This window comes from Curtanaerobium respiraculi, from assembly GCF_024609215.1.
Lineage (GTDB): Bacteria > Actinomycetota > Coriobacteriia > Coriobacteriales > Eggerthellaceae > Curtanaerobium > Curtanaerobium respiraculi.
Map to the genome: position 1 here is coordinate 1 of NZ_JANIPD030000017.1, position 15,608 is coordinate 15,608.

At 60.7% G+C, this 15,608-nt stretch carries 13 protein-coding genes, 1 tRNA gene and 1 pseudogene; 6 read left to right on the forward strand and 9 right to left on the reverse strand.

The features are described 5' to 3' along the window. Positions 1-110 precede the first annotated feature (110 nt). The 7 genes from NOV21_RS06245 to NOV21_RS06275 form a co-directional block, all read right to left on the reverse strand. Positions 111-329 (reverse strand): HigA family addiction module antitoxin, encoded by a 219-nt coding sequence (locus tag NOV21_RS06245; protein ID WP_283171783.1) that lies wholly within the window; start codon positions 327-329, stop codon positions 111-113. Positions 330-340: 11 nt separating this feature from the next. Beyond that, positions 341-682 carry a type II toxin-antitoxin system RelE/ParE family toxin gene (locus NOV21_RS06250; RefSeq protein WP_283171696.1) on the reverse strand — a complete coding sequence of 114 codons (342 nt, stop codon included), beginning with the start codon at positions 680-682 and terminating at the stop codon, positions 341-343. Between the two features lie 477 nt (positions 683-1,159). Next, positions 1,160-2,089 (reverse strand): SufB/SufD family protein, encoded by a 930-nt coding sequence (locus tag NOV21_RS06255; protein ID WP_283171695.1) that lies wholly within the window; start codon positions 2,087-2,089, stop codon positions 1,160-1,162. A gap of 12 nt (positions 2,090-2,101) precedes the next feature. Continuing rightward, complete coding sequence (locus NOV21_RS06260; RefSeq protein WP_283171694.1) at positions 2,102-2,884, reverse strand: ABC transporter ATP-binding protein; 783 nt, start codon at positions 2,882-2,884, stop codon at positions 2,102-2,104. Between the two features lie 156 nt (positions 2,885-3,040). Continuing rightward, a tRNA-Glu gene (locus tag NOV21_RS06265) sits at positions 3,041-3,116 on the reverse strand. Positions 3,117-3,157: 41 nt separating this feature from the next. Continuing rightward, the gene (locus NOV21_RS06270) at positions 3,158-4,183 is read right to left on the reverse strand and encodes a LysR family transcriptional regulator (protein WP_283171693.1); all 1,026 of its coding nucleotides are present in this window, start codon (positions 4,181-4,183) and stop codon (positions 3,158-3,160) included. Positions 4,184-4,240: 57 nt separating this feature from the next. After that, positions 4,241-5,944, reverse strand: a complete 1,704-nt coding sequence (locus NOV21_RS06275) for an FAD-dependent oxidoreductase (protein ID WP_283171692.1) — start codon at positions 5,942-5,944, stop codon at positions 4,241-4,243. Positions 5,945-6,179: 235 nt separating this feature from the next. Here NOV21_RS06275 and NOV21_RS06280 point away from each other — a divergent pair, with 235 nt between their 5' ends. Then, positions 6,180-7,040: a hypothetical protein gene (locus NOV21_RS06280; protein WP_283171691.1), complete on the forward strand. Its 861-nt coding sequence runs from the start codon at positions 6,180-6,182 to the stop codon at positions 7,038-7,040. Positions 7,041-7,043: 3 nt separating this feature from the next. Beyond that, positions 7,044-8,660 (forward strand): (Fe-S)-binding protein, encoded by a 1,617-nt coding sequence (locus NOV21_RS06285; protein ID WP_283171690.1) that lies wholly within the window; start codon positions 7,044-7,046, stop codon positions 8,658-8,660. A 222-nt stretch (positions 8,661-8,882) separates the two neighbouring features. Here the strand turns inward: NOV21_RS06285 and NOV21_RS11355 are convergent. After that, a pseudogene (locus NOV21_RS11355) lies at positions 8,883-10,164 on the reverse strand (IS256 family transposase). A gap of 365 nt (positions 10,165-10,529) precedes the next feature. Between NOV21_RS11355 and NOV21_RS06300 the strand changes: the two are divergent. From NOV21_RS06300 to NOV21_RS06315, 4 genes are all read left to right on the forward strand, one after another. Next, positions 10,530-10,718 carry an ATP-binding protein gene (locus tag NOV21_RS06300; protein ID WP_283171689.1) on the forward strand — a complete coding sequence of 63 codons (189 nt, stop codon included), beginning with the start codon at positions 10,530-10,532 and terminating at the stop codon, positions 10,716-10,718. A gap of 48 nt (positions 10,719-10,766) precedes the next feature. Continuing rightward, on the forward strand, positions 10,767-11,972 hold the full coding sequence (dsrA, locus tag NOV21_RS06305; RefSeq protein WP_283171688.1) for a dissimilatory-type sulfite reductase subunit alpha: 1,206 nt from the start codon (positions 10,767-10,769) through the stop codon (positions 11,970-11,972). Between the two features lie 70 nt (positions 11,973-12,042). After that, on the forward strand, positions 12,043-13,116 hold the full coding sequence (dsrB, locus tag NOV21_RS06310) for a dissimilatory-type sulfite reductase subunit beta (protein ID WP_283171687.1): 1,074 nt from the start codon (positions 12,043-12,045) through the stop codon (positions 13,114-13,116). Between the two features lie 207 nt (positions 13,117-13,323). Further along, entirely contained in the window at positions 13,324-13,641 is a 318-nt protein-coding gene (locus tag NOV21_RS06315; protein ID WP_283171686.1) for a thioredoxin family protein, read from the forward strand. Positions 13,642-15,000: 1,359 nt separating this feature from the next. Here the strand turns inward: NOV21_RS06315 and NOV21_RS06320 are convergent. Next, on the reverse strand, positions 15,001-15,608 hold a 608-nt coding region (locus tag NOV21_RS06320; protein ID WP_283171784.1), incomplete at its 5' end, for an aryl-sulfate sulfotransferase.

Here is a 15,608-nt window from a genome sequence, read left to right on the forward strand (position 1 = left end):
ACACCCACCGCCCCCAGCGGACGAAAACCGGGCGAACAGAAAAAGCCCCCGCGGCGAATCAACCGCCGCGGGGGCTTGTTCTAAGCGATGCCGGCTTGCATGTCACTCGCTTAAGTTAATGACATTGGGCATTCCCCCAGGGCAATCGCCATATCGGCGCTTATCGCTCGCGACCCATTGAGCACCTGGTAAATGCTTTGGCGGGAAAAACCGATCGCCTGGGCAAGGAAGGAAGCGCCGATCCCCATCGGCTCCATGAACTCCTCGCGTGGGATCTCGCCAGGCGTTGCCGGCTTGCATCGGATCGGAGCGTCGTTCGTGGTCGCCATTTTCATACCTTCTAGTGATAATCGCAAAATTCGACATCGTAAGCATCGCCGTTCTCGAACCTGAAGCAGATGCGCCATTGGCTGTTGACGCGTATCGGCCACTGACCTTTCATCGAATCGCGAAGGAACTCGAGCCGATTTCCCGGCGGAAAATTCAAATTCCCGAAGAGGACATTTCCTTCACCGACGCCTGAAAGCCGTCCTGCGATGACATCGGAGCCAAAACCATGAAACCCGCAGATCTTACACCCAACCCGAACTGGCCTGGTATGCAATGCGTCTGAGCATTTTTTTCGCAGATGGAATTCCCAGCTAACCGTTTGAAATATGCGCAATGAGGATAGGAGATGCATCTAGTAATAATGCCGAACGCAGCAGGTATCGGGCCTACGGGAAGATGACGGATCACGTCGGGATTCGCGTAATGCCATCGAGCCTCCTTTGGGCCAACTTCGAGGGTTTCCAGTCTTTCGATAACCTGGAAAGCGTTATTTCGACTTTATAGGGCCAACTTCGAGGGTTTCAAGCCCTTTCGCAGTCTGCAGAAAAGCCCATATATTTCAATCAAGTTTCTGACCAGGCAAAATAGAAATAAATTCGAAGCGATCCGCCAAGACCAGCCTCTCAAAAGGCTAGATACTGCCGAAGTTGGCGCATATGACCTCGAAATCCGAGATTCAGTTCATGCGAAAGGCTGGAAAGCGTCGAAGTTGGCGTCTGCAGCTTTGCTCGCGCCCCGCGCGACAACACAATGCGCATGAAACAAGTGGCGGGGCGAAACGCTTTCGCGCATCGCCCCGCCCTGCGTTCTGATTATCTCGCCGAAGAGGCTACGAGAGGAAATCGTCGAGGATCTCCTGCTCGGCTTCCTCCTCGGTGAGCCCGAGCGTCTGCAGCTTGATAATCTGCTCGCCCGCGATCTTGCCGATGGCCGCCTCGTGCATGAGGATCGCATCGGGGCTTGCCGCCTCGATGGCGGGCACGCTCTTCACCTGGCCGTTGCCGATGAGGATGCTGTCGCACTGCACGTGCCCGCGGCAGGCTGCGCGACCCACCACCAGCGGGCTGAACACCTGGCGCGAATTATCCTTCGCGACGCTGCGGCTCACCACTTGCACGCTGCTGTCCTCGCCGTTGAGTTCGAAGTTCATGTTGCTTTCCGCCCACTGGTCATCGGCGGTCTGCATCTTCTCGGTGATGATCAGCTTGGCGCCCGCCGCCAGATCGGCATCCGTCTCGCGCTTGGTGCTGGTCACCCCTGCGAGCTGGCTCATGTCCATCTCGCAGAACGCGTTCTCGCCCAAATGCACCTTCGTCACCGGGTTCATGATGCGGGTCGCGTCGGACGAGCCTTCGCCGTAGTGCACCTCGCTGTACTTGATGCGGCTGCCCTTACCGACGAAGAACTCGTGGATGCCGTCGTGCTGGCTCGACTGGTGCGACTCGTTATGGATGCCGCACCCCGCGACGATGTTCACGTCGCAGTTCTCGCCGATGTAGAACGTGTTGTACACGATGTCCTTCATGTCCACCTGGCTCATGACCACGGGGATGTACACGGTCTCGCCGCGGGTGTTGTCCTTCACGCGGATGTCGATGCCCGGCACGTCGTCCTTGGTCTCGATCTCGATGAAGGCGCTGTTGCTGCGCCTCACCAGTTCGCCGTTGCGGCGGATGTTGAACGCTCCGCTGGGCATGCCGTGGAGCCCCGCGATGGTCGCGAGAAGGTTTTCGTCTATGGGTGAAAGATCTACTGCCATGGTGACCTCCCTTTAGCAATGTACATTGATTTCGCCGACGTTGATGTCCGTCGGCTCGCTGAACGTGCACGCCTCGTTGGGATTCACGCGCGGGATGAACCCGAGCTTCTCCATCATGTCGGCAGGCGTGCCGGAACCGGCGATCGTGCCGTCCTTCAACAGCACAACCTCGTCCGCCAGCTGTATGATGCGCTCCTGATGGCTGATGATGATGATCGTATGGCCATCGCGCGCGCCGTGGATCTGGCGGAACGTGCTGGTGAGCCTGTCGAAACTCCACAGATCGATGCCGGCCTCGGGCTCGTCGTATATGGCCAGGTGCGGATCGCGCGCTAGAAGCGTGGCGATCTCGATGCGCTTTACCTCGCCGCCGGAAAGGTTCTTATCGACCTCGCGCGTCAGCCAATCGGCGCTGCACAGGCCTACCTTCGCCAGATACTCGTTGCAGGCGAACAGCGGAAGGCGCTCCCCCGCCGCGAGCTCCAGAAGCTTTTTCACCTTCATGCCCTTGAAGCGGGGCGGCTGCTGGAATCCGTACCCGATGCCCAGCTCGGCGCGCTCGCTGATGGATGCGTGGGTGATGTCGACGCCGTTGAAGAGGATCTTGCCGCCGGTGGGCTCCTCGATGCCCATGATCAGCTTGGCAAGCGTGCTCTTGCCGCCGCCGTTGGGACCCGTGATGACAACGAAACGATCTTCGGGGATCGAAAGTGAGATGCCGTCGATGATGCGGCGCATCTCGGTGGAGCCTTCCGCCACCGGTGCGTCGAACACGACGTCTTGCAATTCGAGCATGCTTCCTCCAAGGTTATTTCTCGGGCGGCGCGGCGCCGCCCCGGTACTCGTCGGTTCGCTATTGTAGCCGTTTGCCCTTGTTGCGAGCATGGTAAATGGAAATTGCAGGCGCCCCGTAATGAAAAACGCCATCCGGGGGAATGGCGTGGGGATCCATGGTGTCCCTGGAAGGATTCGAACCTCCGTTATCGGATTGAACATCCGGCGTCCTTGGCCGCTAGACGACAGGGGCAAATGCGGATTATAGCGCAGGGCGCGGAATATGCCAGTCTATTATTCCTCCGGGCTGGAGCCGACCTTTCCCAAAATCGCCTGCGGATGCGTCTCATCCGCCTTGTAGCGGATCTCCCCGTTGTCGGAAGCGGGATACGGCAGGAAGGGCACGGGGATGTAGGGGCGCAGCGTCTCGCGCGAGCGGATCTGCTCCAAGAACCAGTTCTCCTCGGGCGTGAAGCTCGCTCTGCTGCAGGTGATGATATTGAGGGGCCTAACCAGCTGGCAATTCTTGATGCGCAGCATGGTCAGGCGCTTCTGCCGGCATTCCTCCTGCACGGTGAGCGCGGAGATGATCGTCACGCCCAGACCGGCCGCGACGGTCTCCTTGATCGCCTGGGTGCTGTTCAGCTCCATGACAACGTTCAGCACGCCCGGGTCGAATCCGCTGCGCTGGATCGCCTGCTCCAACGTGCGGCGCGTGCCCGACCCCTCCTCGCGCGTGATGAAGCGCTCGGTCGCGAGCTCCTCGAACTCCACTTCCGTGCGCCTGCTCCACCGGTGGTTGATCGACACCACTAGCACCAGCTCGTCGGTCCAGAACTGTTCGAGCACCAGGTCCTCGTTCAGGGGCACCGGGCCTTCGACCAGCCCGATGCTCAGAGTGCGCTCGAGCACCTCCTGGGCGATCTCGCGCGTGTTGCCGATATGGGCGTTGAACCGCGGCGGCGTGCCATCCGGCGGCACCATCTGCATCATGCGCGGCAGCAGGTACTCGCCGATGGTCATGGTCGCCCCGATGTGGATGTACCTGTTCTGGTGTGCCTCGAACGCGCTGATATCCTCTTTCACCTGCTTGATCAGATGGAGGATGACGATGGCCTTCTCGTACAGGATGTTGCCGGGTTCGGTGAGCACGACGCCCCGATTCGTGCGGCTGAACAGCTCCGCGCCGTATTCCTTCTCGAGGTTCTGAATCTGGACGCTGACGCTCGGCTGGCTGATGTGCAGGCGCTTCGACGCCTGCGTGATGTTGCCAGCCTCGGCAACCTCTTTGAATATTTCAAACTGCTCGAGGGTTGACACGCTCGCTCTCCTCTCGATCCGGGAAAACCATCAACAGAAAATCGCGATGCCGCCGGGTCACACCGGCATGCCGCAGGCGGACGTCGCCTCCTTGCGCCATGAGGCGTAATCGACCGCATTGTAGAACGAGTAGCCACCCTGCAGGTTCTTCGCCTTGAATCCGTTCTGGGTGAGGATGCGCGTGGCGATATAGCCGCGGATGCCCACCTGGCAGTAGATATGGTAGGTGACGGACGGGTCGAGATCGGGAAGCTTCTCCCGCATCCCGTCGACGTCGATGTTGACCGCGCCGTCCAGATGGTCCTGCGAGAATTCCTTCTTGCTGCGGACGTCCACCAGCATCGAATTCTCGGGCGGATTTTCCACGACGCTCCAGGGGGCGGTCTCCACCAGGCCGTCCATGATGTTCTGTATGACGTAGCCGATCATGTTGACAGGGTCCTTGGCGGCGCCGTACGGGGGCGCGTAGCAGAGTTCCAGATCGACCAGGTCGTCGGCGGTCATGCCCTGCGCGATGGCCACGGCGAGCACGTCCATGCGCTTGTCCACGCCGTCCGGACCCACGGCCTGCGCTCCGATGATGCGCTTGGTGCCGCGTTCGTACAGGACCTTCAGCATGAAGTACTGCGCCCCGGGATAGTACGTGGCATGCTGGGTGGGATTGGTGATGACGAAGTCGAAATCGATTCCCGCCTGTTCGGCCGCACGCGTGGTCAGCCCGCACGAGGCGATGGTCAGGTTGAAGAACTTCATGACCGAGGATCCGATGCTGCCCTTGTAGGTGCTTTCGATGCCGCAGATGTTGTCCGCGGCTATGCGCCCCTGCTTGTTCGCGGGGCCGGCCAGCGGAATGGCGACGTCCTCTCCCGTGATGCGGTTCTTCACCTGCACCGCATCGCCCACGGCGTAGATAGCGGGGTCGTTCGTGCGCATGCGGTCGTCCACCTTGATGGCACCGCGCACGCCCAGCTCCAACCCGCAGGCCGCCGCGAGGTCGCTTTCGGGTTCCACGCCGATCGCGAGGATCGCCATATCCGCTTCGAGGGGGGCATAGCCGTCGTCCAGATCGACCTCGACGCCGCCCTCCCTCGCAGCGAAGCCGGTGACGCCCGCCGACTTGCGGAACAGCACGCCCTCGTCGTACATCTGGTTCTGCACCAGGGCGGCCATATCGGCATCCAGCGTGGGCATCACATGATCGAGCTTGTCGACGACCGTCACCTTCAGCCCGCGCTTGACGAGGTTCTCGGCCATCTCCATGCCGATGAAGCCCGCGCCCACCACGACGGCGGAGGCAGGCCGCGCATCCCTGATGAAATCATCGATGGCAAAGGTGTTCTCGACGTTGCGCAGCGTGAAGATGCGCTCGCCGTCGATACCGGGGATCCGGGGCTTCACCGCGCGGGCGCCCGGTGAGAGGATAAGCGCGTCATAGGACAGGTCGTATTCCCCGCCGCCCTTCAAATCGCGCACGTGCACGCTCTTCGCCGCGCGGTCGATGGATGCCGCCTCGGAGTTCACGCGCACGTCCACGTTGAATCGCTCCCTGAAGCTCTGGGGGGTCTGCAGCGTCAGGCGATCGCGATCCTTGATGGCGCCGCCTATATAATACGGCAGCCCGCAGTTTGCGTACGAGACGTAGCCGGTGCGCTCCAGTATGATGATGTTCGCGGTCTCGTCGAGCCTGCGGAGGCGCGCCGCGGCGCTTGCGCCGCCGGCCACACCGCCCACGATGACAACGGTTTTCGGTTTCTCAGCCACTTGATTCCCTCTAATCCAAGAATGACGACCAGACGCAGAACACAATAGGGCAAACCCCTTAGGAGTTCCACACGTGAATATTCCGATTATGCCATAAAAACTATCAATACCCCGATTGCATATTCCCATCTTCACCAGATAGGTGCCCGTGGCATAGTCTTTACTTGGAGAAAATGCAGATCGTGGCCGGTGATGGTATGGGAGCCCCCGGCCCGCTGCGCGAAGGGGGTTTAAAATGCCTGCAACCACACTGGTATCCGTTTTCGTTATCATCGCCTTCGTGGGATTCCTCCTGCTGACCGCGGTCAAAGCGAGCAAGTACTCGAAGATGGCTACGCATTCCCGGTTCGATCTGTATCCCGTTCCGAAGGAAGGCAAGAAGAGGGCAGCGTACGGAGGATCCTACATGGAGGAGGTCGAGTGGTGGAATGACAAGCCGCGCACGATCGACCGCGGCACGGAGACGATCGACATCTTCAAGGAGATGTTCCTCATCAAGAAGCTGTATGTGAACCAGCGCGCGATGTGGGGCCCGTCATTCATCTTCCACTGGGGCCTGTACTTCCTGTTCGCCTGGTCGGTGCTGCTTCTGATCACCGTCGCGTGGAGCCCCTCCTGGCTGCTGGTCTTCACCGGCATCGTCGGCGTCATCGGATTCTGCCTGGCGACGCTGGGCGCCGCGATCCTGCTCATCCGCCGCGTCACCGACGAGGGCCTGCGCGTGTACACCACCCCCGCCGAGTTCTTCAACCTGCTCCTCATCCTCGCCGTGCTGGTGACGGGCGAGGTCTGCTGGACCACGGGCGCCTCGCCGTTCGTCATCGCCAAGCAGGTCTTCACGATGTCCGCGACGACGCTCTCGCCGCTCATGATCGTCCATTTCATCCTGCTCGGTTTCTTGCTGCTCTACATCCCCGTCAGCAAGATGGGGCATTACGTGGGCAAGTTCTACAGCTTCCGCTCGGTGCTTTGGGATAACGATCCCAATGTCCCCGGCAGCAAGACGGAGCGCAATTTCAAGCGCTCCGCCGCCCAGAAGCCCGCTACCCAATGGTCCGCGCATATGCCCGCACCTAAGACCGAATCGGAGGAATAAGACATGTCCGTATCCACGAAACATCTCAGGGCGCGCGAGATCGCCGAGAATAAGGGTGCCGTCCTGTCCCCCGTTGACGATATCAAGCCTCTGCCCGCCCCCTACGACACCAACGGCCTCGACCCCGATTTCAAGGACAAGAAGCCCGAGTGGGCGGAAAAGCACTGCGCTTCGCTCGACGGCTACATCGCTCTCGACGGCCTGAACCGCCCCGAGACCAAGGAAGAAGAGGACGAGTTCGTCCAGAAGTTCCTGAAGGGCCTGGAAAAGCTCTTCTCCGACGCCAACAAGAACGCCGCCATGCCCCTCGCGCTGACGCTCGAGTTCTGCGCGAAGTGCAACACGTGCTCCAACGCGTGCCACATCTACGAGGAGAGCAACGGCGACGAGATCTACCGTCCCAGCTGGCGCATCGACGTGCTTCGCCGCATGTACAAGAAGTACTTCACGCCCTCCGGCAAGCTGCTGGGCGGATTCGTGGGTGCCGACGTGGAGGTCAACTGGGAGAGCATCGCGCGGCTTGGCGAAAGCGCCTACCGATGCAACCTGTGCCGACGCTGCGCGTCCACCTGCCCGCTGGGCCTGGACAACGGCCTTGCCGCGCGCGAGATCCGCAAGATCTTCAGCGAGGAGATGGGCATCGCCCCCACCCCGCTGCATGAGAAGGGCACGGAGCTGCAGCTGAAGGTCGGATCCACCACGGGCCTCACCAAGCCCGCGTTCCTCGACACGATCGAGTTCATCGAGGAGGACATGTCCGACCTCACCGGGCGCGAGATCAAGTTCCCCATCGACAAAGAGGGCGCCGACGTGCTGCTGATGCACAATGCCGGCGAGTTCATCGCATGGCCCGAGAACCCCACCGCATTCGCGATCCTGCTCGACGAGGCGGGCATCGATTGGACGCTCAGCTCCGAGATGCTCGGCTACGACGGCGTGAACTACGGCGTCTGGTACGATGACGTCCAGGCGAAGAAGATCGTCTCCAAGCAGTACGAGGTCGCCAAGAAGCTCGGCGTGCGCCGCATCGTGATCGGCGAGTGCGGCCACATGCACAAGTCGCTCGCGATCAGCGGCGACCGCATGGTCGCGCCCGAGGACCGCGTCCCCGTGGAGAGCTTCATCCCCCTGATGGCGGATCTGGTCTGCACGGGCAAGATCAAGCTCGACCCGAACAAGATCCCCTACCCCGTCACGCTGCACGACCCGTGCAACTACGTGCGCCAACTCGGCATCGTGGAGCCCCAGCGCGAGATCCTGCGCGCCATCGCCCCCAACTTCCGCGAGATGACGCCCCACGGTGTCGACAATTACTGCTGCGGCGGCGGGAGCGGCTTCGCCATCATGAGCTCCTTCGGCTTCGACGAGTTCCGCACCAAGGTGAGCAGCCGCAAGAAGTTCGAGCAGATCCTGAACGCATTCACGCCCGAGGAGATGGCGGACAAGAGCCTGCCGAAGATCGTGTGTGCTCCCTGCTCCAATTGCAAGGGGTCCATTCGCGACATCTTCAAATATTACAAGGCCACGGGCACATACAATCTACAGTACACCGGCTTGGCAGACATCATGGTCGAGGCGCTCGAAAGCACCGAGGGGCATTTCCTGGAATTCCTCGGATAGGATCGTCTGGAACCGCCTCCGTCCTACATCCGCTGATGTAAGCGTCCCTTCCCGCCATCTCGATGACAGTTCGAGATGGCGGGATTTTTTTCGATCCCGTCTTATGGTAATAGATTTGATTGGTAGTGTCGCGAATATTGGTGTAGAGCTCGGTTCTCGAGGGTAGCCGCAGGCTGCCCGAGGAACCGAGAATCACCTAGAATGCCGTCATTCTAGCGCATGTCAGGCCGCCTTCCTGCCGGCAACGGGGTTGTCGGCCACGACGAGCGCGATGATCCTGGCCGCATGCTCGGCGGCGGTGCCCTCGTAGGCGGGCGCGGGCGCGTTCACCTTGGCGCCCTCGACGGCCCTGCCGATGGAGTCGTCGTTGAACCAGCGGCGCCCCGCCCAGTCCTCGTCCATCTCGGAGAACACCGCTCCCATCATCCTGATGAGCGACTTCCTGCTCGGGAACACCTGCACCACGCGGCTGCGGCGCTTGAGCTCGCGGTTGGCGCGCTCCTGCACGTTGTTGGTGCGCAGCCTGACGCGGTGCTCGTAGGGGAAGTCGAGGTAGGCCAGCGCGTCGGCCTCCGCCTCCTCGAGCACCTCGGCGGCCTTGGGGCAGAACCCCTCGATCTGCTCTGTGGCCAGCTGGTACAGCTCGCGCACCAGCTCGGGGTCGCGGGAGGCGAACACGGCCTTCAGGATGCCCAGCACGGCGCCCCTCTTCTGCCTGGTCGGCGCGTTGCCTGCGGCGTTGCGCATCAGGCGGACGATGCGTCTCTGCCGCGCGGCGGACGGGAACGCCTCCTGGATGGCGCGCTTGAGGCCCTCGTGCGCGTCGCTGGTGACGCAGGCGACGCCCTCGACGCCGCGCGGCCCGCAGCGAGAGCAGGAAGGCCCTCCGGCCGTCGTAGGGCTCGGCGTCGACGGCGCCGAGCCCCGGCAGGCGCCTGCAGCCGCCCGAACCCGCGCCGATGGCGGCGACGAGCGCGGCGGACTGCACGCGGCCGTCGTCCCTGCACTTGATGTAGGTGGCGTCGAGCCAGACGTAGGGGTGCTTGACGTCGGAGAGGTCGCGTTCCTGCAGGTCGGCGGCCGCGTCGTCGAGCGAGGAGCACGTCCTCGACACCTGGCTGGCGCTCATGCGGTCCATGCCCGTGGACTGCGCCACGCGCTTCGCCTTCCTGGCGGACACGCCGTTGGCCACCATCCCGGACACGGCGGCGACCACGGCGCGGTCGACGCGCGAGCAGCGCTCGATCAGGTCCTCGGGGAAGCAGCTCCCCGCGCGCAGCTTCGGGATCCTGGGGTTGATGGTGCCCGCGCTGGTGGTGAGCCTGCGCTCGCGGTAGCCGTTCCTCTGGTTGCCGGCCTCGCATGCCTCGTCGGCCCGGGCGTCCACGATCTCGTTGACGAGCGACTCGGCCATCACCCTGATGAGCTCGGCCATGTTCACCATGCCGTCGTCGAATCTGGGCATCTCGGCCCCGTCGCTCGCGATCTCGTGTATCTTGTCCATATGCGGTTATTGCCTTTCTACGAATCCTAACTTCAGCAATTAGAATTCTAGGCGATAACCGCTTCCTGCTTTCTGCGGCAAGGGAAGCGGCCCCTTACACCAACATTCGGCACGCGATCATTTGATTTGCCATAGTTTTTTAATATTGTTAATAGCTAATATCTATTTCAAAACTACCGTTTAAACTCCAAATAGTCCATCTGAGCAGGCAGAATATCGAAAATCAAGCTGGTCATAGGTTAACGCAATACCCATATCAACCGTGGGTATTTTCCTATAAATTCGCTTAGTGATTAAATATGAATACGTTGTGAAAGTGTGCGCGGAGAGGCTTGAACGCGCACTTTGACGAAAGGAAGGTTGTCATGTTCATTGTGTCGATCGACGAAGGCACCTGCACTGGTTGCGACTCGTGCGCCGACGGTTGCCCGGCCCACATCCTTGGGTTCGAAGATGGCCATGCGTTCGTTTCCGGCGACGAAGCGGAATGCCTGGGCTGCATGTCCTGCGTTTCCGTTTGCCCAAGCGGCGCCATCACCGTTACCGAGATGTAAGAAGAAACGGTTTCTAAAGGGGAAATCGTGGGAGAAGAAGGAGAGGATATGGCTGAAGAGGTAAAGACCCCGAAGCTAGACGAACTGGAAAAGGGCCCTTGGCCTAGTTTCGTCAAGGAAATCAAGCGCGAGGCCGCCAAGAACGATATGAGCAAAGATCTTCTTGGCCAGCTCGAGGTTTCCTATGAGGAGAACATCGGCCACTGGAAGCACGGCGGCATCGTAGGCGTTCGCGGCTACGGCGGCGGCGTCATCGGCCGTTACACCGACCTGCCTGAGCAGTTCCCGGCACTGCGCGAGTTCCACACCATGCGCATCTCCGCCCCCAGCGGCTGGTTCTATAGCACCGGCAAGCTGCGCGAGATCTGCGACATCTGGGAGAAGCACGGCAGCGGTCTTACCAACATGCACGGCTCCACCGGCGACATCATCTTCCTCGGTACCACCACCGATCAGCTGCAGCCCACATACGACGAGTTGGCCGAGCACGGTATCGACCTCGGCGGTTCGGGCAGCGACCTGCGCTCCCCCAGCTGCTGCGTAGGCCCCGGCCGCTGCGAGCATGCCTGCTACGATACGTTGGATATGTGCCTCGATATCACCAACGAGTTCCAGGACGAGCTGCACCGCCCCATGTGGCCCTACAAGTCCAAGATCAAGATGTCCGGCTGCGCCAACGACTGCGTCGCCGCTGCCGCCCGCGCCGACATCAGCGTCATCGGTACCTGGCGTGACGGCTTGACCATCGACAACGACGAGGTCAAGAAGTACGTCGCCGAAGGCTTCCCCATCAAATCCCGCGTCATCGACGTGTGCCCCACGAAGTGCCTGAAATACGACAAGGAATCCGACGAGCTTTCCTGCAACACCGACGAATGCACCCGCTGCATGCAGTGCATCAACATGATGCCCAAGGCCATCAAGCAGGGCAAGGAAAAGGGAGCCACCATCCTGGTCGGCGCCAAGTCCACCATCGTCAAATCTGCCAACATGTCCTGGGTGCTCGTGCCCTTCATGAAGATGGATGCGCCTTACGACGAGTTCAAGGACCTCGTGAACCGCATCTGGGACTGGTGGGACGAGAATGGCAAGACCCGCGAGCGTCTCGGCGAGACCATCTACCGTCTCGGCATGGGCGCATTCCTGCGCGGCATCGACATGCCCGCCGTGCCCCAGATGGTATATCGCCCGCGTGCGAATCCCTACGTGTTCTGGCAGCCGGAGGATATCGAGAAGGAATCCGCCGAGGCCTAACCGCAACCGGAAGCGAAACCTTCCGCCTACCGATTCACTTTACGCTACAGAAAGAATGAGGCGATCATAATTGGCTACAGAAGTTAGGGCCAAAACCGACCAGGGGCCCATTAATTACAAAGACCAGCTGCATCCGATGGTGCAGGCCAACTACGGCAAATGGGAGTACCACGAGTTCCCGAAGCCCGGCGTGCTGAAGCATGTCGGCCCCGCAGGCACCCTGTGGACGGTCCGCGCCGGCACACCCCGTCTGCTGAGCGTCGACTCCATCCGCGACTTCTGCGACGTCGCCGACAAATACTGCGACGGCTATCTGCGCTTCACCAGCCGCCAGAACATCGAGTTTTTGACGGATAAGGAAGAGAACGTCGACCCCATCATCAAGGAGGTCACCGAACTCGGCTACTCCGTGGGCGGCACGAAGAACGCTCTCACCAGCATCGTGCACACCCAGGGCTGGGTCCACTGCCACACCCCCGCGACCGACGCCTCCGGCATCGTCAAGGCGGTCATGGACGACCTGCATGAGTACTTCGTCAACGACGACGAGCTGCCCGCGAAGCTGCGCATCTCCATGGCATGCTGCCTGAACATGTGCGGCGCCGCCCACTGCAGCGACATCGCCATCGTCGGCATCCACCGCGTTGCCCCCGTCATCGACCACGAGACGGTCCGCAAATCCTCCGAGATCCCGACGCTCGTCGCGTGCTGCCCGACTGGCGCCATCCGCCCCGATCCGAAGAACAAGAGCGTCAAGGTCGTTGAAGAGCGCTGCATGTACTGCGGCAACTGCTATACCATGAGCCCCGGCATGAAGATCTGCGACGCCGAAAACGACGGCTTGGCCATCATGATCGGCGGCAAGGTGTCCAATGCCCGCACCAACCCGGAGTTCTCGCGCATGGTCATCCCGTTCCTGCCGAACACCCCGCCGCGTTGGCCGGAGTGCACGGAGGCTATCCGCCACATCGTGGAGTGCTGGAAGGACGGCGCCAAGAAGGGCGAGCGCCTGGGAGAGTGGATCCAGCGCATCGGCTGGGAGCGCTTCTTCTCCGTCACGGGCATCCCGTTCAGCGACAAGCTCATCGACGACTACATCTTCTCGCGCGAGACGTTCCGCACCTCCGCGGCGTTCAAGTACTAGTCTCGAACCTCATCTACGTTGCACACGCAGCTTAGATATCGCGAAGAGCCTCAGATGATTCCGGGGCTCTTCCTCTGCTCAACGCGCTATCGCATGCGTCAACGAGACTTGTGACAGTGCGTTGGCATCAACCGTTTTGCGATGTGATTCCCACCCTCTCGTGATATAACAGCAGGTGGATGGGAAATGAAAAGATAGGAAATTATCATGCAGAAACTCAATTCCGATACCTTCGACGAGATCGCCTACGATGACGGTGAGTCTTGCCTGGTCATGTTCACCCGCAAGACCTGCCACGTGTGCCAAGCGGTCCATCCCAAGCTGGAAGAGCTCGAGGAGGACTACAAGGGCAAGTTCGGCTTCTACGAGGTCGACGTCGAGGAACAGCGCAATCTGTTCCAGCGCTTCTCGCTGAAGGGTGTGCCCCAGATCCTGTTCTTCAAGGACGGCGAGGTCGTGAGCAAGAAGGCTGGCGACCACGACATCGAGGAGTTCGAGGACAAGATCAACGAGATCATCGCTTGATAGGTTCACACCTCTGCAGCAACCATGGGATCCGATAGTTCCATGGCATCGGGACCCTCCTCCGGGAGGGTTTTTCATGTGCGGTATCGAGGGGAGGCTGTCTAGAAACTCCCTCTGAGACTTCTACTCATATGACAGTATGTTTGAACAGATTGGTAAGAGTTTCTAGACAGCCTCAGGGGGAACCGAATCCCTCACATGCCATGCGCAACCTGCGCGATACGCTCGCCCGTCGGGAGCGCCCTTGTCCTTGCATCTCCGACATGGAATCCGATAGATCCACGCCAACACACGGACAAGAGACCGGGGCCTGCCTTACGCGGGAAGACCTCCCGGCCTCGGAATCGATGAGCCTATTCTGCAGCAGTGGGTTCCTCTAATTGGAGGGCGGCAACGCATGGCCTCCCTCCTTGGGCAGTCACCCCTTGGGCAGTCGTCAAAGCCGAACATCAGCTCGGAACACATTCAGGACCCTGGCGCATCCTTAGCAACGCCTACGGTCCAATGATCGAAAGCCGGGGCATGGTTGCCGATCCGGTTCGTATCGGCAACCATGCCCGTATCGGTAACCATGCCCCGGCTCCGGAACGCTGCATCCACCTGACGATAGCAATGAGGTTCGTGGTTCGCTTCCATCTCATCAAAGGCGCGCGGGCCATTTATGCGGGGTAATCGCGCTTTCCGAGGCGCTTTCCTCTTGTCCGGGCCAAATTTTGAACATAATCGCGCTTTGCCATGCGCAAGATAGATGCGGCGGGCAATTCTCCTGCAATAAGCCCTGATCACCAACCATCTCGAAAACCTTCTCCGTAGGAGTCGAAGGACAATTTCGCGATTATCCTCTTTAATTGGAACCCGGGTCGTTAATCTCTGCTCCAAAATGCGATTTAGCTCGAAAAATGGCCCGATACAGCTCGCTGCTCCCGGCAGTCCAATGAGATGAACGCAAACGCCTTCCACCCCACCCTAGGAAACCGCTGACGAATTCCGCCGGCCCGAGAACGACATGCTGGCGCCGGAGCGGCTCGATCCCCGTTCACGCACGCCGGTGCGCTCGCTCGCCTTTCGCCGCTCCGGCACTCAGCCCGCCGTCCCCGGCCAAGGCGGAATTCACCGGTGCATCTAGGGAAACACCGAGTTATTAATCGCTTCGTCGGCCTCAGGCGAATTAAATGGCAGCCGCCTGAAAGATCATCATCCGGAGGGGATGGGGAAGGTGAAGCCAAATTCATCAGTGATTACCTAGCTGTCGATGAAATATGAAAAAAATACGGAACGGCCGGGACGCCGATTCGACATCCCGGCCGTTATACGTTCCGGTCAATGACCCAAACTTCGTTGCGAGGAATGGAACGGCTGCTAGTCGAGGCCCTCCACGCATTCAGCCATATCGCTAGCGGGGGCGACGGCGCCCTCCACGCGCACGACATTCTCCTCGGGATCGACGAAATGCGCACCTGGCATTTGGAACTTGGCGATATCGATGGGCTCGATCGCGACTTCCTCGGGCTTCTCCAGCTGGGGGATCCACTCGTAGGGGATGCGGTAGGCGCGGTACATGACGTTGTTGTCCATGTACGGATAATGGAATTCCCACACCAGCTCCTTGTCGGCGGTGAACTCCATCAGATGGCCGCTCGTGCCCTCGCACACCAGGGTGTTGCCGTTGGGCAGGCGCTGGGCGTCGCTGGTCAGCGGGCTGTAGAAGTAGTGGGCGTTGAATGCGAAGCCCTCCACGCCGCTCGTGTCCTTGAGCTCCCACTTGATCTCGAGCGTGGTGGGGTCGAACTCCACGACGCGGCTGCCGTCGCGGCGCGTGACCTTGAGGCCGGTCTTGCTATGCTGGCAGGGGTCGCCGTAGCCGGCCCAGCCGCCGTTGTCGTAGACCATGACGTTCCCCTCGCCGGGCAGCCCCTTGGGGATCATGTGGGTGTGGTGCGGGCCCACGACGGTGCCGAGCATGCGCA